The sequence below is a fragment of the Brevundimonas sp. FV1ye7S genome, from assembly GCF_058680995.1.
The window spans coordinates 238,860-262,445 of the sequence record NZ_CM178726.1 but is presented as its reverse complement, the minus strand read 5'-3'; the positions used below and the strand labels follow the sequence as shown (position 1 = coordinate 262,445).

At 67.6% G+C, this 23,586-nt stretch carries 26 protein-coding genes; 16 read left to right on the top strand and 10 right to left on the bottom strand.

Annotated elements, in window-relative coordinates:
* The first annotated feature begins 45 nt into the window (after positions 1-45).
* Both ACW18C_RS01210 and ACW18C_RS01205 read left to right on the top strand, forming a co-directional pair.
* Positions 46-825 carry a tyrosine-protein phosphatase gene (locus tag ACW18C_RS01210; RefSeq protein ID WP_372704796.1) on the top strand — a complete coding sequence of 260 codons (780 nt, stop codon included), beginning with the start codon at positions 46-48 and terminating at the stop codon, positions 823-825.
* Positions 822-2,168, top strand: a complete 1,347-nt coding sequence (locus ACW18C_RS01205) for an anthranilate synthase component I family protein (protein ID WP_492072328.1) — start codon at positions 822-824, stop codon at positions 2,166-2,168. The genes ACW18C_RS01210 and ACW18C_RS01205 overlap by 4 nt, the downstream gene beginning before the upstream one ends.
* On the opposite strand, the gene ACW18C_RS01200 is transcribed toward ACW18C_RS01205, so the two are convergent.
* Genes ACW18C_RS01200 through ACW18C_RS01190 form a run of 3 tightly spaced genes read right to left on the bottom strand, consistent with a single transcriptional unit; the run spans position 2,120 to position 3,638 of the window.
* Complete coding sequence (locus ACW18C_RS01200) at positions 2,120-2,680, bottom strand: TadE/TadG family type IV pilus assembly protein (RefSeq protein ID WP_492072326.1); 561 nt, start codon at positions 2,678-2,680, stop codon at positions 2,120-2,122. The two genes, ACW18C_RS01205 and ACW18C_RS01200, sit on opposite strands and share 49 nt — an antisense overlap.
* Entirely contained in the window at positions 2,680-3,210 is a 531-nt protein-coding gene (locus tag ACW18C_RS01195; protein WP_492072324.1) for a TadE/TadG family type IV pilus assembly protein, read from the bottom strand. The genes ACW18C_RS01200 and ACW18C_RS01195 overlap by 1 nt, the downstream gene beginning before the upstream one ends.
* An 11-nt stretch (positions 3,211-3,221) precedes the next feature.
* Positions 3,222-3,638 carry a pilus assembly protein N-terminal domain-containing protein gene (locus tag ACW18C_RS01190; protein WP_154726087.1) on the bottom strand — a complete coding sequence of 139 codons (417 nt, stop codon included), beginning with the start codon at positions 3,636-3,638 and terminating at the stop codon, positions 3,222-3,224.
* Positions 3,639-3,876: 238 nt separating this feature from the next.
* Here ACW18C_RS01190 and ACW18C_RS01185 point away from each other — a divergent pair, with 238 nt between their 5' ends.
* The 9 genes from ACW18C_RS01185 (at position 3,877) to ACW18C_RS01145 (ending at position 13,184) form a co-directional block, all read left to right on the top strand.
* Positions 3,877-4,053 (top strand): Flp family type IVb pilin, encoded by a 177-nt coding sequence (locus ACW18C_RS01185; RefSeq protein WP_492072323.1) that lies wholly within the window; start codon positions 3,877-3,879, stop codon positions 4,051-4,053.
* A 107-nt stretch (positions 4,054-4,160) separates the two neighbouring features.
* Positions 4,161-4,682, top strand: coding sequence for an A24 family peptidase (locus ACW18C_RS01180; RefSeq protein ID WP_492072322.1), 522 nt, complete (start codon positions 4,161-4,163; stop codon positions 4,680-4,682).
* 119 nt (positions 4,683-4,801) lie between these two features.
* Positions 4,802-5,719 (top strand): Flp pilus assembly protein CpaB, encoded by a 918-nt coding sequence (cpaB, locus tag ACW18C_RS01175; protein ID WP_492072321.1) that lies wholly within the window; start codon positions 4,802-4,804, stop codon positions 5,717-5,719.
* Positions 5,716-7,320: a type II and III secretion system protein family protein gene (locus tag ACW18C_RS01170; RefSeq protein WP_492072320.1), complete on the top strand. Its 1,605-nt coding sequence runs from the start codon at positions 5,716-5,718 to the stop codon at positions 7,318-7,320. Before cpaB ends, ACW18C_RS01170 begins: the two co-directional genes overlap by 4 nt.
* 4 nt (positions 7,321-7,324) lie before the next feature.
* Positions 7,325-8,011, top strand: a complete 687-nt coding sequence (locus ACW18C_RS01165; protein ID WP_492072319.1) for a CpaD family pilus assembly protein — start codon at positions 7,325-7,327, stop codon at positions 8,009-8,011.
* Between the two features lie 5 nt (positions 8,012-8,016).
* A complete protein-coding gene (locus ACW18C_RS01160; protein ID WP_492072318.1) occupies positions 8,017-9,552 on the top strand; it encodes a CpaE/TadZ family protein in 1,536 nt (511 codons plus the stop codon).
* Between the two features lie 48 nt (positions 9,553-9,600).
* On the top strand, positions 9,601-11,208 hold the full coding sequence (locus ACW18C_RS01155; RefSeq protein WP_492072317.1) for a TadA family conjugal transfer-associated ATPase: 1,608 nt from the start codon (positions 9,601-9,603) through the stop codon (positions 11,206-11,208).
* Between the two features lie 4 nt (positions 11,209-11,212).
* The gene (locus ACW18C_RS01150) at positions 11,213-12,193 is read left to right on the top strand and encodes a type II secretion system F family protein (protein ID WP_292149410.1); all 981 of its coding nucleotides are present in this window, start codon (positions 11,213-11,215) and stop codon (positions 12,191-12,193) included.
* A gap of 10 nt (positions 12,194-12,203) precedes the next feature.
* A complete protein-coding gene (locus tag ACW18C_RS01145; RefSeq protein ID WP_492072315.1) occupies positions 12,204-13,184 on the top strand; it encodes a type II secretion system F family protein in 981 nt (326 codons plus the stop codon).
* Positions 13,185-13,196: 12 nt separating this feature from the next.
* Here the strand turns inward: ACW18C_RS01145 and ACW18C_RS01140 are convergent, their stop codons facing one another.
* Both ACW18C_RS01140 and ACW18C_RS01135 read right to left on the bottom strand, forming a co-directional pair.
* Complete coding sequence (locus tag ACW18C_RS01140) at positions 13,197-13,628, bottom strand: SRPBCC domain-containing protein (protein WP_492072313.1); 432 nt, start codon at positions 13,626-13,628, stop codon at positions 13,197-13,199.
* 41 nt (positions 13,629-13,669) lie between these two features.
* Positions 13,670-14,020, bottom strand: a complete 351-nt coding sequence (locus ACW18C_RS01135; protein WP_008260764.1) for a hypothetical protein — start codon at positions 14,018-14,020, stop codon at positions 13,670-13,672.
* Positions 14,021-14,107: 87 nt separating this feature from the next.
* On the opposite strand from ACW18C_RS01135, the gene ACW18C_RS01130 reads away from it, so the two are divergent.
* On the top strand, positions 14,108-15,412 hold the full coding sequence (locus ACW18C_RS01130; RefSeq protein ID WP_492072311.1) for an amidohydrolase: 1,305 nt from the start codon (positions 14,108-14,110) through the stop codon (positions 15,410-15,412).
* 120 nt (positions 15,413-15,532) lie between these two features.
* On the opposite strand, the gene ACW18C_RS01125 is transcribed toward ACW18C_RS01130, so the two are convergent.
* Positions 15,533-16,348: a DnaJ domain-containing protein gene (locus ACW18C_RS01125; RefSeq protein WP_492072310.1), complete on the bottom strand. Its 816-nt coding sequence runs from the start codon at positions 16,346-16,348 to the stop codon at positions 15,533-15,535.
* A 39-nt stretch (positions 16,349-16,387) separates the two neighbouring features.
* On the opposite strand from ACW18C_RS01125, the gene ACW18C_RS01120 reads away from it, so the two are divergent.
* Positions 16,388-16,666, top strand: coding sequence for a DUF4236 domain-containing protein (locus ACW18C_RS01120; protein ID WP_492072309.1), 279 nt, complete (start codon positions 16,388-16,390; stop codon positions 16,664-16,666).
* Here ACW18C_RS01120 and ACW18C_RS01115 read toward each other — a convergent pair.
* Positions 16,637-17,284, bottom strand: a complete 648-nt coding sequence (locus ACW18C_RS01115) for a hypothetical protein (RefSeq protein WP_492072308.1) — start codon at positions 17,282-17,284, stop codon at positions 16,637-16,639. The two genes, ACW18C_RS01120 and ACW18C_RS01115, sit on opposite strands and share 30 nt — an antisense overlap.
* Positions 17,285-17,669: 385 nt before the next feature.
* Positions 17,670-18,872, bottom strand: a complete 1,203-nt coding sequence (gene dapE / locus ACW18C_RS01110; protein ID WP_492072306.1) for a succinyl-diaminopimelate desuccinylase — start codon at positions 18,870-18,872, stop codon at positions 17,670-17,672.
* Positions 18,873-18,914: 42 nt separating this feature from the next.
* Here dapE and ACW18C_RS01105 point away from each other — a divergent pair, with 42 nt between their 5' ends.
* Both ACW18C_RS01105 and ACW18C_RS01100 read left to right on the top strand, forming a co-directional pair.
* The gene (locus tag ACW18C_RS01105; RefSeq protein ID WP_492072304.1) at positions 18,915-19,391 is read left to right on the top strand and encodes a cupin domain-containing protein; all 477 of its coding nucleotides are present in this window, start codon (positions 18,915-18,917) and stop codon (positions 19,389-19,391) included.
* On the top strand, positions 19,388-20,653 hold the full coding sequence (locus tag ACW18C_RS01100; RefSeq protein ID WP_492072302.1) for an MFS transporter: 1,266 nt from the start codon (positions 19,388-19,390) through the stop codon (positions 20,651-20,653). Before ACW18C_RS01105 ends, ACW18C_RS01100 begins: the two co-directional genes overlap by 4 nt.
* A gap of 80 nt (positions 20,654-20,733) precedes the next feature.
* Here ACW18C_RS01100 and ACW18C_RS01095 read toward each other — a convergent pair whose 3' ends face one another.
* Positions 20,734-21,759 (bottom strand): 2'-deoxycytidine 5'-triphosphate deaminase, encoded by a 1,026-nt coding sequence (locus tag ACW18C_RS01095; protein WP_492072301.1) that lies wholly within the window; start codon positions 21,757-21,759, stop codon positions 20,734-20,736.
* An 81-nt stretch (positions 21,760-21,840) separates the two neighbouring features.
* Here ACW18C_RS01095 and apaG point away from each other — a divergent pair, with 81 nt between their 5' ends.
* Positions 21,841-22,248 (top strand): Co2+/Mg2+ efflux protein ApaG, encoded by a 408-nt coding sequence (gene apaG / locus ACW18C_RS01090; RefSeq protein ID WP_492072300.1) that lies wholly within the window; start codon positions 21,841-21,843, stop codon positions 22,246-22,248.
* Between the two features lie 533 nt (positions 22,249-22,781).
* Here the strand turns inward: apaG and gcrA are convergent.
* On the bottom strand, positions 22,782-23,324 hold the full coding sequence (gcrA, locus tag ACW18C_RS01085; protein ID WP_035308771.1) for a cell cycle sigma 70 cofactor GcrA: 543 nt from the start codon (positions 23,322-23,324) through the stop codon (positions 22,782-22,784).
* Between the last annotated feature and the right edge of the window lie 262 nt (positions 23,325-23,586).

Here is a 23,586-nt window from a genome sequence, read left to right as displayed (position 1 = left end):
CATGATCTGGATGCGCTGAATGTCGATTCGTCCTAGGAAACGGGCATGAACGACCGTCTCCACGCCTTCGAGGCCATCGACAACTTCCGGGACTATGGCGACTACGCCACGGCGGCCGGCCGACGCGTGCGCGCCGGCCGTCTGCTGCGTTCGGGCCATCACGCCCGCGCCAGCGACGCGGATCTGGAGCGGCTGAAGGGGTTCGACCTGGGGGCGGTGATCGATCTGCGACGGCCGGGCGAGCGGCGGGACCAGCCGTCGCGGCGGCCCGACGGCTTCGACGCCCTGGTGATCGAGGGCGGGATCGACGACGGGGCCGACGCGCCGCACATCGCCTTCCTGAAGACCGAGGATCTGACGCCCGCCTCCGGCCGCCGCTTCATGGAGCGGACCTATCGGTCCCTGCCCTTCGACGCCTCGCACATCGACGTCTTCAGTCGATACTTCCATAGCCTGGGCGACCAGGACCGGCCGGTCCTGATCCATTGCGCGGCGGGCAAGGACCGGACGGGGTTCCTGGCCGCCCTGACCCATCATCTGCTGGGCGTGCATCGCGACGACATGGTCGAGGACTATCTGCTGACCAACACCGCCGTCGATCTGGTCGGCCGCGCCCCGTCCATCGCGCGGCAACTGCACAAGATGACCGGCCGCGTCGCCTCCGATGACGCCGTCGTGGCCTTCCTGGGGGTCGAGCCCGCCTATCTGGAGGCCGCCTTCGCCGAGGTCGAGGCGCGGCACGGATCGCTGGACGCCTATCTGGCCCAGGCCCTGGGCGTCGACGCCGCCCTGCGGGCGCGGATCGAGGCGCGGCTGTCGGCGTGAGCGATGGTCTGACCCATGTCGTCGTCCGAGATCATCCGTGGACGGATCCTCTGGATGTGGCGGCCGGGATCAGCGAGGCCGACGGCGGCCTGGCCCTGCTGTCCGACGGCGGGCCGGGTGGACGCTGGTCCCATGTGGCGACGGCGCCGGACCGTATTCACGTGGGCGCGGTCGAGGCCGATCTGTTCGCCCCCTTGCGCGATCCGGCCTGGGGCGCGGGGACGGTGGGGCTGGCCGCCTATGACGCCGGGGCGCGGGCGGCGACGGGCGACCGGCCTCAGGTCTGGCCCGACCTGATCCTGGCCCGCTACCCGGCGATGCTCAGCTTCGACCATCTTCAGCGCCGGGTTTGCGCCATCGGCCGGGGGGCGACGGCGTCACAAGCCGAGGCCGCCGCCGTCCGCGCCGCCGGGTGGCTGGCGGCGGCGATCACGCCAGAAACCCCCGCCGCCCCGGCCGAAGCCTTCGTGGCCGAGGCGGATGACCAGGCCTATCGCGACGCCGTCGCCGCGGTCGTGGCCCGCATCGCCGCCGGCGAGCTGTTCCAGGCCAATATCGCCCGCGCCTGGGGCGGCGAACTCAAGCCCCAGGCCGATCCGTTCGACGTCTTCCTGCGGCTGCAACAGGGGCGGGCCTCGCCCTATGGCGCCTTCTGGCGGATCGGCGACCGGGCCCTGGTGTCCAACTCGCCCGAACTGTTCCTGGCCTTCGACGGCGAGAACCGGCGCATAGAGGCGCGGCCGATCAAGGGCACCCGCGCCCGGTCGGCCGACCCTGTCGAAGACGCGGCCCTGGCCGCCGAGCTTCAGGCCAGCGCCAAGGACCGGGCCGAGAACCTGATGATCGTCGACCTGATGCGCAATGACCTGGCCCGCGCCTCGCGCGTCGGCTCGGTGGCGGTCGAGCGGCTGTTCGCGATCGAGAGCCATCCGACCGTCCATCATCTGGTCTCGACCGTGGTCGGCCGGGCCGAGCCGGGGGTGACGCCGGCCGATCTGCTGGCGGCGACCTTCCCGCCCGGTTCGATCACCGGCGCGCCCAAGCATCAGGCCATGAAGGTGATCGCCGACCTGGAGCCGCCGCGCGGCGCCTGGTGCGGGTCCCTGTTCATTCTGGAAGAAGACGGGGGCCTGACCGCCTCGGTCCTGATCCGCACGGCCGCCTTCGAACGCCGGGACGGGCGGTGGAGCTTCCGCACCCTTGCGGGGGCCGGGATCGTGGCCGACAGCGACCCGCAGGCGGAACTGGCCGAAACCGAGGTGAAGATTTCAGCGCTGAAGCGCGCCCTGGTCGGTCAGCAATCCGAACAGGTGATGACGGTCGCCTCGCGCGGGTTCAGATAGGCCCGACGGGTGAACTCCGCCGCCGGCAGGAACTGCTGGAAGGGCGAAGAATATTTGTAATAGGCCTCGGCGACGATGATCGAGTCCCCGTTGGCCGGGAACATGTCGGCCGGAATACCGGCGTCGGCGATGACAAGAGGCTTGTTCATCTTCGTGCCCGCGCCGCCGTCGGGAGTCCAGCTTCGGCTCCAGTTCAACGTATATTTGTTGGCGGAAACACGGGTCACGCTGCTGACGCGCTGTTCCATGGAGGCTGAGGCGAACGGCGTCATGATCGCCGGCCCGACCTCGAAGATGCTGTTTATGTCAGCCTTGGTGATGGTTCGCGACTGGGAGACCAGGTCCGCCACGGCCGAGGCGGCGTGGCTGGTGCGCTTCAGGGCCATATAGCCTTGGCACAGGTCCACCATGCCGGCGTAGAACAGGAGCATGACGGGTGCGATCAGGGCGAACTCCACCGCCGATACGCCGCTTTCATCGCCGGCCAAGCGCCGGATCAAGGATCGGGACATCAGAAGGGCTCGTTGCGGAAGGCCGTGGTCGAGGAGATCATGATCTGTCCGGGTCCCGCGCTGCTGACCGCCTGGGTCAGGGCTGGAACGATCATGGGCTGCTTGTACCAGAGCCGAACGATGATCAGGTCCTGGCCGACCCCGCCCTTGAAGTCCATCCGGGACAGGTCCAGCACGCCGTCTTTGTCCCTGGGCGGATCGATGTCGTCGGAAAAGCGGGTGACGACGCGCACGTCGATCGTCGCCCGATCCGCGCAGTCGCTCTTGAACACGCTCATCTGATCGCAAACGGCCTGTTTGAAGGCGGTCTTGTCGAATTTCTTCGTCTGGGCCTCGCCCGTCCGCACCAGGCGGCTGGCTTCCAGCACGGCGTTTTCCGCCACCGCGTCGATCATGAAGACCAGGCCCAGTTGGAAGATCGAGAACAAGAGCAGAAAGAAGGGCGTGGCCACCAGGGCGAACTCGACCGCCGCCGCGCCTTCGCGCGACCTGCGGGCCTGGCCCGCCTTGAACCGACGACGAAGAGGCATGTCCACGAAGGTCAGGGCGTGGGCGTGGCGCCGGCCGTCGAGGCGGTGGCGCGGACGCTGGGGGCGCAGGAGGCGCTGCAGGCCATTTCCGTCGCCTGACCGCCGCGCCAGACGCGAACTGAACCGGTCGAGCCGCCCGTGACGACGATCTCGCGCTGGAACAGGGTGCGGCCCACGCCGTCCACCGCCACCACTTCGGTGACGCCGTAGCCCTTGCCGACGATGAACAGGGTGTTGGCGTCGACCACGGTGACGTCGGCGATCTGCGGATTGCCGACGATGACGGACGAGGCCGCGCCGTTGAGCTGAACGCGGGCCGAGCGATCGATCTCGACATTAAGGGCGCCGCTCTGGGCCTGGGCCGGAACGGCGGCGAGCGGCGCGGCCATCAGGGCGGCGGCCAACACGGCGATGGAAAGGCGGGACATCGGCGGCTCTGAACAATAACGCGCATGAACGCGGACACGCGCATGATGTCCCTGGGAGTCTCAACAAAGGCTGAAGCGGTTCAAACCGAATTTTCTTTGGTAAATCCGAGGGTAACCAAAACTCGTGACTCAGCCTTAACGTGCGTCAGTCATCTTCACCCTGCGTTTGGGGGTCAAGCGGGCTACCGGCTCCCCCCGCCAAGTTGCTCGCTAGACATTTTATCAAAGGGAACACTCCATGACCAAGTTCATCTCGCGTTTCGCCAAAGACGAATCGGGCGCCACCGCCATCGAATACGGCCTGATCGCCGCCCTGATCGCCGTCGTGATCATCTCCATCCTTACCACCGTCGGCACCAATCTGGACGCCAAGTTCACGGAAGTGGCCAACGGCATTGCAAACAAGAAGTCCTAAGACTTCTCGCATCTTGAAACCTTGAAGGGCCGGAGCGCACGCTCCGGCCCTTTTTGTTTGTCCGACGGCAACCCGGCCTTAACAGGCGACGTGCCACAGATTCCCGCATGGACCTTCTGAGCCTTCTCTGCCTCGCCGTCTTTCCGATCCTGATGATCGCAACCGGCCTGCACGATCTGACGACGATGCGGATTCCGAACTGGATCTCCCTGGTCCTGCTGGCGACCTTCTTTCCAGCGGCGCTCCTGGTTGGTCTGTCGCCGATCGAGGTCGCGTTCCATGTCGGCGTCGGCTTCGCCGCCCTGATCGTGGGCATGATCATGTTCGCCCTGCGCTGGATCGGCGGCGGCGACGCGAAGGCCCTGGCGGCCGCCTGTCTGTGGATGGGCCTTACGGGTCTCGCCCCCCTGTTGCTATGGACCGCGATCGTGGGCGGCGGTTTCTGTCTGCTGCTGCTGCTCGTCCGCCAGTATTATCCGATGGTCGCGCCTGCCGCGCCCCGCATCGGGTGGCTCGCCCGGCTGGTGGAGCCGAAGGGCGACATTCCCTATGGCGTCGCCATCGCAATCGGCGCCCTGATCGCCTTTCCCGAGGGGGATCTGGTGGTTCGCTTTCTGACGGCGCGATAGACGCGCCGGCGCGCGACCTCGTCGGCGCTTAGGAAGCATTAACCCGCCGGCCTCATGATCGTTAACGGTAGGGCGTCGAGGATCGACTCCGGGTCGTCACGCCTGCCGGAGACCTCTGGATGAAGCCCGCCCGCATCGCCGTCATCTGTATCGCCGCCGTGTCGGCCCTGGGCCTGGCGCTGGTCGTCCGCGCCATGGGGAACGGCGAGCCCGCCGCCCCCGCCGCCGCCGCGCCCGTCGAGACCCGGCCGATGGCCAAGATCCTGGTCGCGGCCAAGAATCTGGAGCCGGGCAAACGCCTGGCCGAGGCGGACCTGGCCTGGAAGGACTGGCCGGTCGACGAGGTCAATCCCGCCTTCATCACCGACGGCTCCACGCCCATTCCCGCCAAGCCCGCCCCCGAAGGCGCCGGCGAAAAGGCCGGCGCCGCCGTCGAGCGCGTGGCCGAGGCCGCCGGCCAGATGGCCGGTCCCGGCGCCAAGTCCGACTATATCGGTTCGGTGGTGCGCGAACCCATCCTGGCCGGCGAGCCCATCGTCGGCCGCAAGATCGTGCGCGCCGGCGACAGCGGCTATCTGGCCGCCTATCTGGAGCCCGGCATGCGGGCCATGGCCATCGCCGTGACGGTGGAATCCGCCGCCGGCGGCTTCATCCTGCCCGGCGACCGGGTCGATGTGGTCCTGACGGTGCAGAACGAAGGCGGAAGCTCGGCCGTCGAGGGCGGCGGCGCAACGGCCAAATATTCCTCAGCCACCGTGATGCAGAACGTCAAGGTTCTGGCCATCGACCAGTCCACGCGGGCCGGCGACGACGCCCAGGCCGTGGTCGGCGCGACCGCCACCCTGGAGGTCCGCCCCCAGGACACCGTGCTCCTGGCCCAGGCCAAGTCCGAGGGCGAACTGTCCCTGTCGCTGCGCTCCTATGCGGACACGGCCGGGCCCTCGGGCGCGACCCGTGCGCCCCGCGCCGTCGCCAGCGCGTCCCGCAGCGTCCGCGTCTATCGCGGCGGCGAACCGGAAGTGGTGACCACCCCATGAGGAAGACGACCGTGCGCAAGACCGTCGCCCTGGCCTGCGTCCTGCTGGCCGGCCTGGGGGCCGCCCCGGTCGCCGGCCTGGCCCAGACGCGCGCCGCCGTGTCCATGGGCGCCGCGCCGCAACTGATCAATCTGCCGCGCGGGACGTCCTTCGCGGTCGATCTGCCGGCCGACGCCCGCGACGTGATCGTCGCCAATCCGCAGGTGGCCGAGGCCATGCTGCATTCGCCGCGCCGCATCACCGTGATCGGGATTGCGCCCGGCGAGACCGACGCCGTCTTTCTGGACGCCGCCGGCCGCACCATCCTGAGCCTGCGGGTGCGGGTCGATGCGGGAACCAGCGCGCTGCAGGACACGCTCAGCCGGCTGGTTCCGGGCAGCCAGATCCGCGCCGAGGCGGTCAACGACAGCGTGATCCTGAGCGGGGTCGCCGATTCTCCGGCCCAGGCCGTCCAGGCCGCTCAGGTGGCCCGCGCCTTCGTGTCCGCGCCGGAAAAGGTGCTGAACATGATCAGCATCGCCGGATCCGATCAGGTGACCCTGAAGGTCCGGGTGGTCGAGGTCCAGCGCAGCAGCCTGAAGCAACTGGGATTCAACGCCGACATCCTGAAGGGGTCGGGCATCCATTCCTACGGCTTCAGCCGGCCCAACACCTATGGCGTCAACGGCGCGGCGACCGGCGGCACCTCGCTTTGCTATAATCAGAACGGCGGTCGAACGACGAACGTCTCGAATTCCAATTCGACGTCGAGCAACGTCAACAACTCCAACAGCACTGTCGATGTGGTCCAGACCCATAACGGCGATGATCTGAATTTTGATCGCCGCACCACGACCAACAGTTCAGGCAGTTCGCTGTCCAACGTGATCTCCGATGTCGCCTCCACGGCCTTCCGGACGATGACGGGCACCAACGCGACGGGGTGCCTGGAAGCCTTCGAACGCGTGGGTTTGGCCCGCACCCTGGCCGAGCCGAACCTGACCTCGGTCAACGGCGAATCCGCCAACTTCCTGGCGGGCGGCGAGTTTCCGCTGCCGACCGGTCGCGACAAGGACGGCAATATCACCGTCACCTACAAGCCCTACGGCGTGGGTCTGGCCTTCCGCCCGATCGTGTTGTCGGGAGGACGGATCTCGTTGCAGGTCAAGGTCGAGGTGTCGGAACTGACCGACCAGGGCGGCTTCACCATCGGCGCCGGCACCCCCTCGTCCATCACCCTGCCGGGCCTGACGGTTCGCCGCAGCGAGAATACGGTCGAACTGCCTTCGGGCGGCTCGATGATGATCGCCGGCCTGCTTCAGGAAAGCACGCGTCAGACGGTGGATTCCCTGCCCGGGGTCACCAATCTGCCGGTGCTCGGCTCGCTGTTCCGGTCGCGGGACTTCCTCAACGGCGAGACCGAGCTGGTCGTGATCGTCGAACCCTATATCGTCAGCCCGACCTCGCCCGACCGCATGCAGACGCCGGCCGATGGGCTGCGCATCGCCAGCGACTCGCAGACCATCCTGTTCGGGCAACTGAACCAGGTTTACGGATCGCCCGCCCCCTCCGCCCCGTCCGGCCCCACGTGGCAGGGCGCGGCCGGCTATGTGATCGAGTGAGCTCATGATCCGGACCCGCAAGCCGCTTCTCGCCCTGACCCTTTCGACCGCCGTGGTCGGCCTGACCGGATGTGTTGGCGGTCCCGCCAGCCTGGGCGGGCCGGCCCCGCTGACGCCGACGTCACGCTATTCGCTTCAGGTCGAGGCCGGCCTGGACCGCATCGCCCTGGCTGTGCACGACGATGGGCTGTCGGCCAATCAGAACGCCGCCCTGCGCGACCTAGCCCAGCGGTTCGCCGCTTCCGGCGCGGGAACCGTGGTGATCGAGGCGCCGGCCGGCGGGGATCCCGTTTCCGCCCAGGCCGCCCACGAAGCCAGGACCGCCCTTGAGCGGATCGGTCTGCCTTCGGAGCGTCTTCGTCTCGTCAGCTATATCGGGCCGGATCCGCGCGCCCCGGTGCTCGTCGGTTTTGAAACGGTCCAGGCGGCCGTGCCGCGCTGCGGCGCGGCCTGGGGCAATCTCAGCCGGACGGGCGACAACATGTCCGGGTCGAACTTCGGCTGCGCCGTCACCGCCAACCTGGCCGCCCAGATCGCCGATCCGCGCGACATCGTGGCGCCCCGGCCCATGACGCCCGCCGATGCGGCCCGACGCTCGGTGGTGTTCGACAAGTATCGCGCCGGCCAGCCTACGGCCGCGCCCCAAGAAACCCTGGTGGTAGGCGCACGCGTCTCCACGGCCGTGGACTGAGGCTCATGAGCACCGCCACGCCACGCCCCCTCTCGAGCTTCGACGACGGCTTTGACGTCGATATGGACTTCTCGGAGCCGACCGCCTTCCCGGCCGAGCCGGAGCGGTCGCCGCTGCAGTTCACCGCCCCGGCGCCCATCCAGCCGTCCGTCCAGCCTGCCGCCCCGGGGTTCAATCCCGTAGGCGAGATGGTCGCCCAGGCGCAATCCACCCTGGCGCCGGCCCTCGCGCCGGAAGCGACCGCCACGCCGTCCGGCGTCGCCCCGGCCGGAATGGCCGCCGGTCTCGCGGCCGTCGGATCCATCGGCGAAGTGTCGGTGCCGCGGATCGCCATCCATGTCTTCGCCGAACGTCAGGACACCCTGGCGGCGGCCGAGCGCGCCGCCCAGGACCGACGCCTGTCGCGCGCCACCACCCAGATCCGCATCGGCGGGATCATGGCCGCCGTCGAGACCTATCAGCACGAACCGACCCCGCCGCTGATCATCGTCGAATGCCTGAAGGATCCCCAGACCCTGTTGTGGGAAGTGGATCAGCTGGCCGAGGTCTGCGACGCCGGCACCAAGGTCGTCGTCGTGGGGCCGACCAACGACATCCTGCTGTTCCGCGAACTGATGCGTCGCGGGGTCAGCGAATATCTGGTGGGCCCGCTCCAGCCGCTGCAACTGATCGCGGCCATCGGCGGCCTGTTCAACGATCCGGCGCAACCGTTTGTCGGCCGGTCCATCGCCTTCGTCGGCGCGCGGGGCGGGGCCGGAGCCTCGGCCGTGGCGCACAACACCGCCTATGCGATCTCGGAGCGGATCGGCGCCAATACGGTCATCGTCGACTATGACCTGCCGTTCGGCACCGCCGGCCTGGATTTCAACCAGGATCCGCTGAGCGGCGTCGCCGACGCCCTGGGCCAGCCGGACCGGCTGGACTCGACCCTGCTGGACCGGATGATGGTCCGCTGCACCGACAAGCTCAGCCTGTTCGCGGCGCCCGCCACCCTGGACACCGACTGGGACATCTCGACCGAGGCCTTCGAGGAGGTGACGACGCGCATCCGCTCGACCGCGCCCTTCGTCGTCCTGGACCTGCCGCACCTGTGGTCGCCGTGGATGCGCCGCACCCTGATCAGCGCCGACGAGGTGGTGATCGTGGCGACGCCGGACCTGGCGGCCCTGCGTAACGCCAAGAACATGATGGACCTGATCCGTTCGGGCCGCCCGAACGACGCCCCGCCGCGCCTGGTGCTGAATCAGGTCGGGGTGCCCGGTCGTCCCGAGATCCCGGCCAAGGATTTCGGCGCCGCCCTGGGCGTTCATCCCAGCCTGATCATCCCCTTCGACGCCAAGACCTTCGGCGCGGCCGCCAACAACGGCCAGATGATCCTGGACGCCGGCGCCAAGACCAAGGCGGCCGAGGCGTTCCAGACCCTGGCCCAGATCGTGTCGCGCCGGGAAATCCCCGTCATCGCCGGACCCAAGGCCAAGCCCGGAAAGGCGGCTTCGACCGAGTCGAAATCCCTGTTCGCCTCCATGTTCAAGAAGCGCTGACGGGTGTTCGGCAAGCGCACAGGTCAACCCGGCGTCGTTCCGGCTCCGATGCGTCCCGCCCCTGCGGGCGTCGCAGGCGCCGCGCCCGAGTTCGCCCCGCGACAGCCCGCGCCGGGCGTCCAGACCGAGGCCTTCGCCTTCGGCGGCGCGGCCGACCTCGAGCCCGCTGTCGAGGCCTTCGCCCCGGCCGCTTCGGGGCAGGCCCAGGCCCAGGCCCAGCCGGCCGCCAAGGCTGATCGCCTTGACGCCCTGGCGTCCCGCCCGACCCCCGAGGCCGCGGCCCCCGCCGCGCCGGGCGGCAAGCCCGCGCCCGGTCCCAAGGCCACGGCCGGGTTCGAACAGCTGAAGAAGGCCCAGGCGGTCGCCGAGATCGTCCGGGAACAGAGCGACTATTATCACGCCACGAAGACCACCATCTTCAATGCGTTGATGAACACCATCGACCTGGCCCAGCTGGCCCAGCTGGACACCAAGGCGGCGTCGGAAGAGATCCGCGACATCGTCGCCGAACTGGTGGCGATCAAGAACGTCTCCATGTCGGTCGCCGAGCAGGAGCACCTGGTCCAGGACATCGTCAACGACGTCCTGGGCTACGGCCCGCTGGAGCCGCTGCTGGCCCGCGACGACATCGCCGACATCATGGTCAACGGCGCCGGCCGGGTCTTCATCGAGGTCGGGGGCAAGGTCCAGCTGACCAATGTCCGCTTCCGCGACAACGCCCAGCTGATGAACATCTGCCAGCGGATCGTGTCCCAGGTCGGCCGCCGCGTGGACGAGTCGAGCCCGATCTGCGACGCCCGCCTGCCGGACGGTTCGCGCGTCAACGTCATCGCCCCGCCCCTGGCGCTGGACGGGCCGACGCTGACGATCCGGAAGTTCAAGAAGGACAAGCTGACGATGAAGAATCTGGTGGAGTACGCCTCCATCAGTCCCGAGGGCGCACGCGTCCTGGGCGTCATCGGCGCCTCGCGATGCAATCTGGTGATTTCGGGCGGCACGGGCTCGGGCAAGACGACCTTGCTGAACACCCTGACGGCCTTCATCGACCCCACCGAACGGGTCATCACCTGCGAAGACGCGGCCGAACTGCAGCTGCAGCAGCCGCATGTGGTGCGTCTGGAGACGCGCCCGCCGAACCTCGAAGGCCAGGGCATGATCACCATGCGCGACCTGGTGAAGAACTGCCTGCGGATGCGTCCCGAACGGATCATCGTCGGCGAGGTGCGCGGACCCGAGGCCTTCGACCTGCTCCAGGCCATGAACACCGGCCACGACGGCTCCATGGGCACGCTGCACGCCAACTCCCCGCGCGAGGCCATCAGCCGGATGGAATCGATGATCACCATGGGCGGCTACGGCCTGCCGTCCAGGACCATCCGCGAGATGATCGTCGGCTCGGTCGACGTCATCATCCAGGCCGCGCGTCTGCGCGACGGCTCGCGCCGCATCACCCACATCACCGAGGTCGTCGGCCTGGAAGGCGATGTGATCGTCACCCAGGACCTGTTCGTCTACGACATCACCGGCGAGGACGAGAACGGCAAGATCATCGGCCGTCACCGGTCGACCGGCATCGCCCGTCCCCGCTTCTGGGACCGCGCCCGCTATTACGGGCTGGAGCGCGAACTGGCGGACGCCCTGGACGCGGCGGAGTAGGGACATGTTGCCGATCCTCGCCGCCGTTCTGGCCTTCATCACCATCGGCGGCCTGGGCTGGGTCTTCGTCGGCGGCGACGATTCGTCCGGTCAGGCGGTCAAACGGGCGCAGAACCTGGGCGAGGGAAAGCGCAACGCCGCCACGGCGCGCAAGGCCGCGGCCGCCGCCAATACGCCCGAGGCGCGCCGCAAGCAGATCATGGTCCAGCTCCAGGAAGCCGAGCGCCGCGAGCGCAAGGCGCGCGCCAATATGGCGGCCAAGCTGAAACAGGCCGGACTGACGATCAGCGTCCGCACCTTCTACATCGTCAGCGGCGGGGTGGGCCTGATCGCCGCCGTCGCCGCCCTGGCCTTCGGCCTGCACATCCTGATCGTTCTCGGCCTCGCGATCGTCGTCGGCCTGGGTCTGCCGCGGTGGATCGTCGGCTTCCTGGCCAAGGCGCGGATGAAGAAATTCTCGCTGGAGTTTCCCAATGCGGTGGACGTCATCGTTCGCGGCATCAAGTCGGGCCTGCCGGTCCACGAGTGTTTCAAGATCATCGCCCGCGAAAGCCCCGCCCCCCTGGGCCCGGCGTTCAAGAAGCTCGTGGAGGCCCTGGGCGTCGGCATGACCCTGGAACAGGCGCTGGACAAGATGTTCGAACAGATGCCGACCCCGGAACTGAGGTTCTTCACCATCGTCATCGCCATCCAGCAGAAGACGGGCGGCAATCTGGCCGAGGCGCTCAGCAATCTGTCGACCGTGTTGCGCGCGCGCCGGATGATGCGCGAGAAGGTCAAGGCCCTGTCTTCGGAAGCCCTGGCGTCCGCAGGCATCATCGCCTCCCTGCCGCCGGCCGTCATGACGATGGTGATGTTCACCAGCCCCGGCTACATGATGGCCCTGTTCACCGACATCCGCGGCAACGCGCTGCTGCTCCTGGCGGGCGCACTGATGGGGACGGGGATCTTCGTCATGAAGCGCATGATCTCGTTCAAGATCTGAGGTCGGGACCGTGGACGCCTTCATTCGCTTCATCACCGACCCGCAGAACCTGCTCAGCCTCGGCGTGGGCGTGCTCGTCTTCGCCACCGTCCTGACCCTGCTGTCGTCGATGACGGGCGGGGTGAAGCTGGACCAGCGGATGAAGGCGGTGTCGGAACGCCGCGACGAACTCAAGCGCCGCTCCCGGGCCGCCATCCACACGGGGCCGGGCGGATTGCGCCACACGGACGATGAGGGGTTCAAGAAGCGGGTCGTGGACCGGCTGAACCTGACCAAGCTGCTGGAGGATCCCAAGGTCGCCGACCAGATGGCCCAGGCCGGCTATCGCGGCCCCCGCCCCTTGACCACCTTCTACTTCTTCCGCTTCGCCTCGCCCTTCATCTTCCTGATGGTGGTCGCCTTCTACATGTTCGTGATCAAGGTCGTGGACTGGCCCACGATGCAGAAGGTCACCGCCTGCGTGGCCGGCGCCGTCGCGGGCTTCTATGCGCCCAACCTGTTTCTGACCAATCGGATCACCAAGCGCCGCACCTCGATCATGCAGGCCTTCCCCGACGCCCTCGACCTGTTGCTGATCTGCGTCGAGGCGGGGATGTCGATCGAGGCGGCGATCGCCAAGGTCAGCCAGGAGATCGGCACATCGTCCATCGAACTGGCCGAGGAGCTGTCCCTGCTGTCCGCCGAACTCAGCTATCTGCCGGACCGGCGCATGGCCTACGAGAACCTGGGCAAGCGAACCAACCATCCCGGGGTCAAATCCGTCGCCGTCGCCATGACCCAGGCCGAGACCTACGGCACGCCCCTGTCCTCGGCCCTGCGGGTGATGGCCAAGGAAAACCGCGACCTGCGGCTGTCGGCGGCGGAGAAGAAGGCCGCCGCCCTGCCGGCTCAGCTGACCGTGCCGATGATCCTGTTCTTCCTGCCGGTCCTGTTCATCGTCATCCTGGGCCCGGCGATCCTGAACATCATGGACACGATGGCCAAGGGCTGATCCGGCGGCGTTTCAGGCCTCGGCTGCGGCCTTGAGATTGTCGACGATGGCCTGATGCGCGTCGCGCAGGGCGATCCGGTGCTTGTCGTGGAACAGCTCGCCCCTCAGCCCCGCGAACTTGTGCGCCGACGAGACGATGCAGCTGCCCTTTTCCAGCTCCTCGATGTCGATGTAGCGCAGGGTGCGGAACAGGAAGCCCCGGTTCTCGGTCCAGACCAGCCGCACATAGGGCCGCCAGTCGGCGATTCGGGCCACGACCGCGCGCTCCGGCTGACCGAGAAAGGCCTCGGTCAGGGTCAACTGGCCGCCGAAGGCGATGGCGCCCGAGACCTCGGTCTCGTGCGGATTCCATTCGTTCCAGCGCGACAGGTCGGAGACCAGCTCCCAGATCCGGTCGGAGGTCGCCCGCACGCCGGCGCGTTTCTCGATCTTGGTGTCGTCCATGCCGCCGATCTGGCACGACTGGGCGGCGGAAGAAAGACGTCTCAGTCGGGCGTGACCACCTTCAGCCGCCGCCCGTCGTCCAGCCCCAGCCGCGTCTTGACCTCGAACAGGTCGGCGCCGGCCGGGATGATCAGCAGTTTCTTGGGATGGGCGGCGTTGACCGCCACCACCCCGCCCTTGGGGCAGATGTCGAAACAGTCGGTCCCCGCCACCGTCAGTTCGCCCTTGCGCCCCTTCTTGCCCTTCTTCAGGTGCAGATATTTGCGCAGGGCCTTCTTCAGCGTCAGATCGCCGTCCGGCCCGAAGCCGCCGTCCAGCTTCTTGGAGCATTTACGGCACACCAGCACGACGTCGCGCCACTCGGTCGTCGTGCTCTTGATCGGCTTGGCCATGATTCGAGTTTCGCCGAGCGAGGATCGTTGCACAAGCGGCCCCGGCGCCCTCATCCTGCGGCTTCTCCGATTTTACGGGATATCCACATGCGTCGCCTGTTCGCCGTCTCCACCCTGGCGCTGCTGCTCGCGGCCGGTTCCGCCCACGCCCAGGCCGTCGATGCGGCCAGCGTGGACGCCGCCGTCCAGCGCGTGACGCCCCGGGTGGTCGACTGGCGCCGCGACTTCCACCAGCATCCCGAACTGGGCTTCGCCGAGACCCGCTCGGCCGCCGTCATCGCCGACCATCTGCGGTCCCTGGGGCTGGAGGTCCGCACCGGGGTCGGCAAGACCGGGGTCGTCGGCGTCCTGCATGGCGCCCGTCCGGGCCGGGTCGTGGCCCTGCGCGCCGACATGGACGCCCTGCCGGTGCAGGAGGCGACCGGCCTGGACTTCGCCTCCACCGCCACCGGCACATACATGGGCAATACGGTTCCCGTCGCCCACGCCTGCGGCCACGACATGCACATGGCCATGTTGATGGGCGCGGCCGAAGTCCTGGCCGGAATGAAGGACCAGATCGCCGGCACGGTGGTCTTCGTCTTCCAGCCGGCGGAAGAGGGCGCCCCTCCCGGCGAGCCCAAGGGTGGCGCCGCCCTGATGATCGCCGAGGGCGCGCTGAACGATCCCAAGCCCGAGGCCATCTTCGGCCTGCACGTCGTGCCCGGCCGCCCGGGCAGCGTCTTCTATCGGCCCGAGGGCTTCATGGCCGCCTCCGACCGGGTCGACATCGTGCTGAAGGGCAAACAGACCCACGGCGCCTGGCCCTGGCGCGGCGTGGACGTGATCGCGGTGGCGGGCCAGGTGATCGAGACGGTCAACACCCTGACCGCCCGCACGGTCGATCCGACCACCACCCCGACGGTCTTCACCATCGCCACCCTGAACGCCGGCGTCCGCTACAACATCATCCCCGACAGCGCGACCCTGTCGGGCACGCTTCGCACCTTCGACGTCGCCCAGCGCGACGCCCTGGTCGCCCGCGCCGAGACCGCCATCGACCACATCGCCGCCGCCTATGGCGCCACCGCCGAGTTCGGCGTCAGACAGAACGCCGCCCTGGTCTTCAACGACCCCGACCTGTCCGCCTGGCTGGCCCCGGTCCTGACCGAGGCGGCCGGCCCCGGCAACGTCAACCCCGCCACGCCCCCGACCACGGTGGCCGAGGACTTCAGCTATTTCCAGCAGGCCATCCCCGGCGTCTTCTACCACCTTGGGGCCAGTCCTGACGGCGTCGACCCGTCCCAGTCCGCGCCCAACCATTCGCCGGAGTTTTCACCGAATGAAAAGGTCTTGCCGCTGGGGGTGAAGACGCATGTGCTGACGGCGCTGCGGTTTTTGGAGCGGAGTTAAGTCGCGATCCCCTGTCTCATCCCCGCCCCGCGGGGAGGTGGCGCGGCGCTTCTTCAGCGCCGTGACGGAGGGGCTCTTGTCCGGACTCGGTGGGGCGGACGGAGCCCCGCTAGTTGAGCTTCAATACAACCCCGTCAGATCGTCGGCCTCAATCTCTCGGACCCTTTGATCAAAGGCGGCGATCAGTCGATCCTTGTCCGCAGGCAGGGCATCTTGGCGGCTCAGCCAGACCGTCTGAGCCTCCTGCAACCGCGTTGGGTCCGGTGACCTAGCCAACTGCGCATTGAACGCCTCATCAACACGCGTCCTAGCTAGACTGACGGCAGGGTCCGCGCAAACGAGATAGGCGACCGCACCTACTGACGAGGCGCAGGGATCCTCGACAGGAGCGACTTCCTCTTGCAGCGAGGTCCCCAGCCCCGCCTGCTCGACCTTTCGCGCCCGGCTGGGCTCACGCCTAGTCTGCGTCTCATCGGTGCTGACAGCGTCCGGCAGCGCCCCCGACTGCGAAACTCCAGCCGTTGGCGCGCGCGGCTGCATCAGCGAGCCGATTGCTCCGACACCGACCAATATTGACAAGCCTATGAAAAAGAGAGGAGCCCACTTCTCCCGCGCCGCCGCTGCCGAGGAGACCGCAGTTGTCGATCTTGCTGTCGGTGGTGAGTGCGGCGGCTCAGGCGCCCGCCAGTCCGGAGTGTCCGGTTCTGTCCAGGCCGGTTTAATCTCAGCGTCAAGTGTCCGATCATAACGGGCGCGAGACTCAGGATCTTTCAACACATCATATGCGGCATTGATGGCTTTAGCCCGTTCAGATGCGGCGGGGTCGCCCTGCATCTTGTCCGGGTGATAGCGCTTCATCAGCGCACGCCATGCCACTTCTATGACCACATCTTCAGCGTCGCGACTGACATTGAGGACGGCGTAGTGATCAGTCATGATTTCGCTCCAGGCTGAAGCCTGACAAGATCGGGCCGGATGATCGGGGAGACGGAGATGCGGTTGAATTTCTTTCGGCGATTTCGCGTCGCACCAGGCCTCTGGCTCAACGTCTCTAAACGCAGCATCTCTACGACTGTCGGCGTTCGAGGCCTGAAGGCGACGATCGGTTCGCGCGGTAAACAGATCACCGCCGGACTGCCTGGCACAGGCTTGTCGGTCACTAAATTGATAGGGAAAGGGACCGCGACGGAAGACGGTCCCGGTCGACGGCTGTTGGAGAAGGCGCTACGCGACAAGGGACGCACGCGTCCTTGAGCGGGCGATCAGAAAAACAACGACCGCGCACACCATTGCCGTAAGGCTGGCCGCCAGTCGGGAGCCGGCATCTTGACCGGCTCCGAACAGAAGCGCCGCAGGTTGCAGACTCCCATCCTGGGCGGCGACCATGATCACGAATGCGATGATGAAGCTGATGATGCCCGCGCGGGCTCCGACCACCTCGGCCCGTGCATTCAGCCAAGCGTCCATACGACCGCCCAGGCGAGCATAGATGGCGTCCCGCTGCACCATGGCGGAGTGCCGACGCAGAAGATGATCCTCAAGCACCATGTTCAAATCTCTCGCGGCATATTTCCGCGCGTCGAACATGCCGTCTGCACGTGTGGCGAATCCTGCGGCCAGACCGGACTGAAGGGTTTTCTGCACCGCCCTATCGGCGTCCTCAAGCTGTCGGTCGGCCCACTGAAGTTCGGCCTGCTCCTGTTGGGTCAGCACCTCATGCACGGATCGAGCGCCGCGATGTCCGAGGGCTCGGAATTCCGCGATGATGCACCAGCAGGCCAAAGCGAGCGGACCGATCACCGCCAGAATGGCGATCAGAATGAGGATGCCGAAACAGCCCGCCTCAGCCCCAGTCGACTTACGCCTCGCCATGCTTCCCCCGACGCATCTCAGCTCTCGGTTGCACCAGCTTCACCATGGTCGTCAATGGTAGGGGAGGGCCGACTAGGCGTGTTCCTGATCGCATCGGCACAGTTCGAAACCTTGCCTACGTGTCACTGCGAACCAGCTTCCCATCCCAATTCCGCAACCAAACCCCCGCCTTTTCAACTCCCTACTGCCCGCAAACGCCCCTAAACCCATCACGTCCCAAAACCGTGCGACACTCCACTCTCGGTCTTTGAAAACCAAATCCCCCACGCGCCCCACGCCGCGACCTCGCCCCGGCATCGCCCCGGCATCGCCGCGCGCGAAATAGACAAATTAGACGAAATAGACTCTCTTTTTTCACAGGGGATCGAGTCTATTTGCCACGGCCTCACAGCCGCTCGAACACCGTCTCGATCACCCGGCGATAGACGGCCGTCAGGGTCTCCAGCTCCGCTGTCGGCACCCGTTCGTCGATCTGGTGCATGGTCTGGCCGACCAGGCCCAGTTCCAGGACCGGGCACAGGGCGCGGATGAAGCGGGCGTCGGAGGTGCCGCCGGTGGTCGAGGCCTCGGGCCGGCGGCCGGCGACAGCCTCGACCGCGTCCTGAACCGCCGCGACGAAGACGCCGGGCTCGGTCAGGAAGGCCTCGCCGGAACACAGGTGCTCCAGGGTGATCTGCAGCCCGGTCTCGGCCTGCATGGCCCCGGCCTCGCGGTTCAGCCAGTCGATCAGGCCGTCCCCCGTATGGCTGGGGTTGAAGCGGATGTTCAGCCGCGCCCTGGCCTCGGCCGGAATGATATTGGTCGCCGGATTGCCGATGTCGATGCTGGTGATCTCCAGGTTCGAGGGCGGGAAACCCTCATACCCCTGGTCCAGCACATGGTCGTTCAGCCGGCTCATCAGCTTGGCGATCACGGGCGCCGGATTGGCCGCCCGTTCGGGATAGGCGACGTGGCCCTGTTTGCCCGTGACCGTGATCCAGGTGTTCAGCGAACCGCGCCGCCCGACCTTGATCATGTCGCCCAGATGCTGCGACGACGACGGTTCGCCGACCACGCAGGCGTCGATCACCTCGCCCTCGGCCAACAGGGTCTCGACCACCCGTTTGGTGCCGTGAAGCGCCGGGCCTTCCTCGTCGCCGGTGATCAGGAAGGAGAGGGAGCCTTCGACCTCTCCCCCATTCTCGGCATGGTGCGCGATGACCTGGGACACGGCGGCGACCCAGGCGGCGATCCCGCCCTTCATGTCCACCGCGCCCCGGCCGTACAGGACGCCGTCCCTGACCTCGGCGGTGAAGGGTTGCGACGACCACTGCTCGGACGGGCCGGTCGGCACCACGTCCGTATGGCCGGCGAAACACAGATTGGGCGAGGCGGTCCCGCGCCGCGCATACAGGTTCTCGATCCGCGCATGGACCCCTTCGCCCCCCGGCCCCTCGAACGCCAGCCGGCGGCAGTGGAAGCCGAGGGCCGTCAGATGCCGTTCCAGCACGTCCATCGCCCCCTCGTCGGCGGGGGTGACGGACGGAATACGGATCAGGTCGCGGGTCAGTTCGACAGGATCGATCACAGGAGTTGATGCGCGGCTCATGCGCCTATGCTTTACGGACATCGCGTCACGGCGAGAAGGCCCATGCCCAAGATCGACATCGACGCCGCGCCCCGGGGCGACGGCACGACCTATCCGGATGAATTCGCCGGCCCCTGTCTGTCGCGTCGCCGCTGGAAGCTGGGCGATGCGGCGGGCCTGGACCAGTTCGGCGTCAACCTGCTGCGCCTGCCCGCCGGCGCCTGGTCCAGCCAGCGCCACTGGCACGAAGCCGAGGACGAGTTCGTCATGGTGGTCGAGGGCGAGGTCGTGCTGATCGAGGACGAGGGCGAGACGGTGCTTCGCGCCGGCGACTGCGCCGGGTTCAAGGCCGGCGTCCCCAACGGCCACCGGATCGAGAACCGATCCGGCCGCGAGGCGGTTCTGCTGGAGGTCGGCACGCGCAGCCCGACCGTCACCCCTTGCGACTACCCCGATATCGACATGGTCCTGCCCGCAGGCGCGGACCGCTACTTCCACCGCGACGGTTCGCCCTATCCGAAACAGCCCAGACGCACGTGACCTCAGACTCTACCGACACCGCCCCTGCCGAAGGCCCCGACAGTCCGTGGGGCATCCGCGATTTCCGCCTCCTGTGGTTCGGCCGCGTGGTCGCCGTGCTGGCCATCCAGATCCAGTCCTCGGCCCTGTTGTGGCAGGTGTATGAGATCGCGCGGCGCGACCATCCGATCGAGGAGGCCAGCCTGTATCTGGGCCTGGTCGGCCTGTGTCAGTTCCTGCCGCTGCTGGCCTTCACCCTGCCGGCCGGGGCCATGGCCGACCGGCGCGACAGGAAGCGCACCGTCTGGATCTCCATCCTGGTCGAGGCGACCTGCGCCGGGTCGTTCCTGGCCATGGCGCTTCACGGAAACCCGCCCCTGTGGGGTCTGCTGGCGGTCGCGGCCCTGTTCGGCGCGGCGCGGGCCTTCCTGGCGCCGGCCAGCCAGGCCTTCCTGCCCATGGTGGTGGGGCGCAAGGCCCTGCCGCCCGCCATCGCCGCCCAGTCCATCGCCTTCCAGACCGGCGCCATCGCCGGCCCGGCCCTGGGCGGGGTGATCGTCGGGGTCAATGTGCCCCTGGCCTATGCCGTGTCCCTGGGCATGTTCCTGCTGGCGGTCGCGGCCTTCATCCTGATCCGCACCAGCGGCAAGCCCGCGCCCCAGGCCAATCCCCTGTCGCCGATCGACTCGGTCAAGGAGGGGCTGGCCTATGTCTGGAAGACCAAGATCGTCCTGGGCGCCATTTCGCTGGACCTGGTCGTGGTCCTGCTGGCGGGCGTCGCGCTTCTGACGCCGATCTTCGCCCGCGACATCCTTCATGTCGGGCCCCAGGGCTTCGGCCTGCTGCGCGCGGCCTTCGGCGTCGGCGCCATGGGCATGGCCATCTATCTGAGCCGCTTCCCGATCCGGCGGAACGGCGGGCGCTGGATGTTCTCGGCCGTGGCGGTGTTCGGCATCTGCACCCTGACCTTCGGCCTGTCCAGGATCGTCTGGCTGTCCGGCCTGGCCCTGCTGATCGGCGGGGCGGCGGACATGATCAGCGTCAACGTCCGCCAGACCCTGATCCAGCTGGCCACGCCCGATCATATGCGCGGCCGGGTCTCGTCCGTGTCGATGCTGTTCATCGGCGCCTCGAACGAACTGGGCGAGGCCTATTCCGGCGTCATGGTCCGGCTTTTGGGCGCGGTCGGGGCGGCGGTGTTCGGCGGCGTCGGGGCCTTGGCCGCGACCGGCGCCTGGTCGGCCATGTTCCCGGGGCTGCGCAAGGCGAGCAAGCTGACGTGAAGTCGGTGAATGGTGATTGGTGAATCGTGAGGCGCAGACGCACCAATCACCATTCACGCCTCACCCGTCACGCCTCCCCGTCACCACACCTTGAAATGCTTCGACAGCTTCAGGCCCTGGTTCTGATAGTGGCTGCCGCTCTCGCCATACAGGCGGCTGGGGCGTTCGGTCAGGGGTTCATAGACCAGGCGGGCGACGATCTGGCCGTGTTCCAGCAGGAAGGGGGTGTCGTGGGTGCGGACTTCCAGCACGCCTTTCGACCCCGCACCATGCGCCTCGTCCGTGCCGAAGCCGGGGTCGAAGAAGCCGGCGTAGTGGACGCGAAACTCGCCCACCGACGGGTCGATGGGAGTCATTTCGGCGGCCTGGTCGACCGGGATCTCGACGTCGTCGGACGAGGCCAGGATGTAGAACTCGCCCGGATCCAGCAGCAGTTCGCCGCGCCGCAGGGTCAGCGGCTCCCAGAAGTCGCGCGGGTCGTGGCCGTCGATATGATCCAGATCGACCACCCCGGCGTGGCGTCGCCCCCGGAAGCCGACGATGTCGCCGCCTTGCAGATCGACGCCGACCGAGCGGGTCTCCAGCTTTGGCGGATCGCCGGCCTTGAGCCGCAGCTGGTTCAGCCGGGTGCCCGGCCGCACCAGGATGGAGAAGGTCTGAGGCGCGACCTCCATATAGAGGGGGCCGTCATAGCCCTCGGCCACATCGTCGAAACTGGCGCCCTGATCGGTCAGCAGGCGCACGAAGACATCGACGCGGCCGGTCGAGCTCTTGGGGTTGGCCCGCGCGATCAGGCCCTGGGGCAGGTTCAGCCGCTCCTGCAGGCGCACGATATAGACGCAGCCCTTTTCCAGAACGACGCCCGCGTCGGTGATCTCGATGGCGTGCATGGCCACGTCGGCGATCCGTTCCTCGACCTTGCGCCGGCCGGGCAGGAAGGAGGCGCGCACGCGCCAGGCCTGGTCCGACAGGCGCAGGTCCAGACTGGCGGGCTGGACCTGGTCGTGATCGAATTCTGTGTCCGACGTGATGGCGCCCGTGGCGATCAACGTCTCGATGGACTGGGCGGGCAGGATGCCGGGACGGGGCGCTTGGAAGGAGCTCATGGCGTCTGTCTCACACGGTTTTCGCGGCTTGTCTCCAAGTCGCGCTTGCAGCCCGCGCGCGGCGGGGCGAGCATATAGCCCATGCACGATGGTCCTGCCTATACCGCCGAAACCAACGGCATCCTGATCCGGGTCCGGCCCAGCTATCTGGCGGGCCAGTCGGACCCCGACGAGGGCCGCTGGGTCTGGGCCTATCAGGTCGAGATCGTGAACCTGAGCGGATCGACGGTGCAGCTGATGGCGCGCCGCTGGACCATCACCGACGGTCACGGCCATGTCGAAGAGGTGCGCGGCCCCGGCGTGGTGGGCGAACAGCCGGTGATCGAGCCGGGCGCCAGCTACGCCTACGCCTCGGGCTGTCCGCTGCCGACTGACAGCGGGTCGATGGTCGGCGCCTATTATATGACGGACGCGGACGGCCGCAGCTTCGAGGCCGAGATCCCGGCCTTCTCGCTCGACACGCCGGAGGCGCGGCGGGTGTTGAACTGAGGTCTATATAGTTTACGATTCAGCGGGATATTTCCGCCGCAGCAGGCGCACTCTCGCTCTGCGAACGGGCGGCGCCAGGGAGATGGCGACGCCGACGAGACTGGCGGCCAGCCCGACAAATCCTGAGACCATAAGGTCGTGCGTCAAGCCAAGCGCGGCGGGAAATCCAAGCGCGGCCGGAAGGGCGGCTCCAACGACGATGACGCGGTCCGGTATGCTCATGACGCCAACCTGCCGTCGTCCGCTGAAGAACTCGCTAACGTCCGCCTGTGGCTCTCTACAACCAGTTGGGACGTTTCTGATGGAAGCACCGCAACCAAGGCGGATGGGGCTGCGTCAACCCGGATGAACCGCAGCCCCGCCCCCTGAAGTCTCGCCGGCCGCTTGCGCAGACCGGCGAGGGGGAAGTCGGCTCCCTAGAGAGCATCTCTTTGTGGCGCTATGTTCGCGACGCGGTCGCCCACGGCTTGAGCGCATTCGTGCGCTCCCGCGCGAAGCGCCGCGCTCAAGTAGCGCGAAGCGCGATAGCGCCCTTAGATGTAGCGACGCAGGCTGCGGGCCAGGTCCGAACCGCTTTCCTTGGCGCCGCGACGGACTTGCGGCTGGTAGGCGACGCGGGCGTGTTCGACGCAATAGACGCCTTCCGAGGCGCGGCGGCCGCAGAAGCTGAACTCGCGCGAGGACGGGTCGCCGATCGGCCATTTGCACATGTGCGCGCCCAGGGTCATGACCGTGGCCGTGCCCGGCAGGTCCGGGATCGGGGCGGCCGGGGGCGTCGGCGGGACCGGCTTGGACGAGACGGCTTCCAGGCGGCGCGGAGCCGAAGCCTGGGGCGCCTGGGCCGGGGTCGCGGTCGGGGCGGCCGGACGCGGGCGGGTGGTGCGGAAGCTGGTCGCGGTGCGCGCCGGCTGCGACGGAGCAGCCCGGCCCGACAGGCCCAGACGGTGCACCTTGCCGATCACGGCGTTGCGGGTGACCCCGCCGCCCAATTGTTTGGCGATCTGGCTCGCGGACTGGCCCTCGAGCCAGAGCTTCTTCAGCGCGCCTACGCGGTCGTCGGTCCAGCCTGCGGTCATGCCACCCTCAGCGAGTTTGGATTCAATATCTAGGTCCAGGCTCCCCCTCCGGGGTCTTGACCTACCACTAATCGTAAACCAGCCATTAAGAGACGCAAGATGTGCGAATCAACCGTCCACAGAAACCAGATATTGAATCTTCGTTAAGGTTAAGACGGGTTCGTCAGGCGTGACGCGTGAATCGGGAGTCAGCGAAGGCCACGATTCACCAATCACGAGTCACCCCCACCTTGCGAAGCCAGGCCCCAGAGCGCATCTGGCG

Bases quoted from the DNA above. Each gene is read 5' to 3' on its own strand.
- ACW18C_RS01210 (WP_372704796.1), top strand. From the start codon at position 46: ATGAACGACCGTCTCCACGCCTTCGAGGCCATCGACAACTTCCGGGAC.
- ACW18C_RS01200 (WP_492072326.1), bottom strand. From the start codon at position 2,680: ATGTCCCGATCCTTGATCCGGCGCTTGGCCGGCGATGAAAGCGGCGTA.
- ACW18C_RS01195 (WP_492072324.1), bottom strand. From the start codon at position 3,210: ATGCCTCTTCGTCGTCGGTTCAAGGCGGGCCAGGCCCGCAGGTCGCGC.
- ACW18C_RS01190 (WP_154726087.1), bottom strand. From the start codon at position 3,638: ATGTCCCGCCTTTCCATCGCCGTGTTGGCCGCCGCCCTGATGGCCGCG.
- ACW18C_RS01185 (WP_492072323.1), top strand. From the start codon at position 3,877: ATGACCAAGTTCATCTCGCGTTTCGCCAAAGACGAATCGGGCGCCACC.
- ACW18C_RS01180 (WP_492072322.1), top strand. From the start codon at position 4,161: ATGGACCTTCTGAGCCTTCTCTGCCTCGCCGTCTTTCCGATCCTGATG.
- cpaB (WP_492072321.1), top strand. From the start codon at position 4,802: ATGAAGCCCGCCCGCATCGCCGTCATCTGTATCGCCGCCGTGTCGGCC.
- ACW18C_RS01170 (WP_492072320.1), top strand. From the start codon at position 5,716: ATGAGGAAGACGACCGTGCGCAAGACCGTCGCCCTGGCCTGCGTCCTG.
- ACW18C_RS01165 (WP_492072319.1), top strand. From the start codon at position 7,325: ATGATCCGGACCCGCAAGCCGCTTCTCGCCCTGACCCTTTCGACCGCC.
- ACW18C_RS01160 (WP_492072318.1), top strand. From the start codon at position 8,017: ATGAGCACCGCCACGCCACGCCCCCTCTCGAGCTTCGACGACGGCTTT.
- ACW18C_RS01155 (WP_492072317.1), top strand. From the start codon at position 9,601: ATGCGTCCCGCCCCTGCGGGCGTCGCAGGCGCCGCGCCCGAGTTCGCC.
- ACW18C_RS01150 (WP_292149410.1), top strand. From the start codon at position 11,213: ATGTTGCCGATCCTCGCCGCCGTTCTGGCCTTCATCACCATCGGCGGC.
- ACW18C_RS01140 (WP_492072313.1), bottom strand. From the start codon at position 13,628: ATGGACGACACCAAGATCGAGAAACGCGCCGGCGTGCGGGCGACCTCC.
- ACW18C_RS01135 (WP_008260764.1), bottom strand. From the start codon at position 14,020: ATGGCCAAGCCGATCAAGAGCACGACGACCGAGTGGCGCGACGTCGTG.
- ACW18C_RS01130 (WP_492072311.1), top strand. From the start codon at position 14,108: ATGCGTCGCCTGTTCGCCGTCTCCACCCTGGCGCTGCTGCTCGCGGCC.
- ACW18C_RS01125 (WP_492072310.1), bottom strand. From the start codon at position 16,348: ATGACTGATCACTACGCCGTCCTCAATGTCAGTCGCGACGCTGAAGAT.
- ACW18C_RS01120 (WP_492072309.1), top strand. From the start codon at position 16,388: ATGATCGGGGAGACGGAGATGCGGTTGAATTTCTTTCGGCGATTTCGC.
- ACW18C_RS01115 (WP_492072308.1), bottom strand. From the start codon at position 17,284: ATGGCGAGGCGTAAGTCGACTGGGGCTGAGGCGGGCTGTTTCGGCATC.
- dapE (WP_492072306.1), bottom strand. From the start codon at position 18,872: ATGAGCCGCGCATCAACTCCTGTGATCGATCCTGTCGAACTGACCCGC.
- ACW18C_RS01105 (WP_492072304.1), top strand. From the start codon at position 18,915: ATGCCCAAGATCGACATCGACGCCGCGCCCCGGGGCGACGGCACGACC.
- ACW18C_RS01095 (WP_492072301.1), bottom strand. From the start codon at position 21,759: ATGAGCTCCTTCCAAGCGCCCCGTCCCGGCATCCTGCCCGCCCAGTCC.
- apaG (WP_492072300.1), top strand. From the start codon at position 21,841: ATGCACGATGGTCCTGCCTATACCGCCGAAACCAACGGCATCCTGATC.
- gcrA (WP_035308771.1), bottom strand. From the start codon at position 23,324: ATGACCGCAGGCTGGACCGACGACCGCGTAGGCGCGCTGAAGAAGCTC.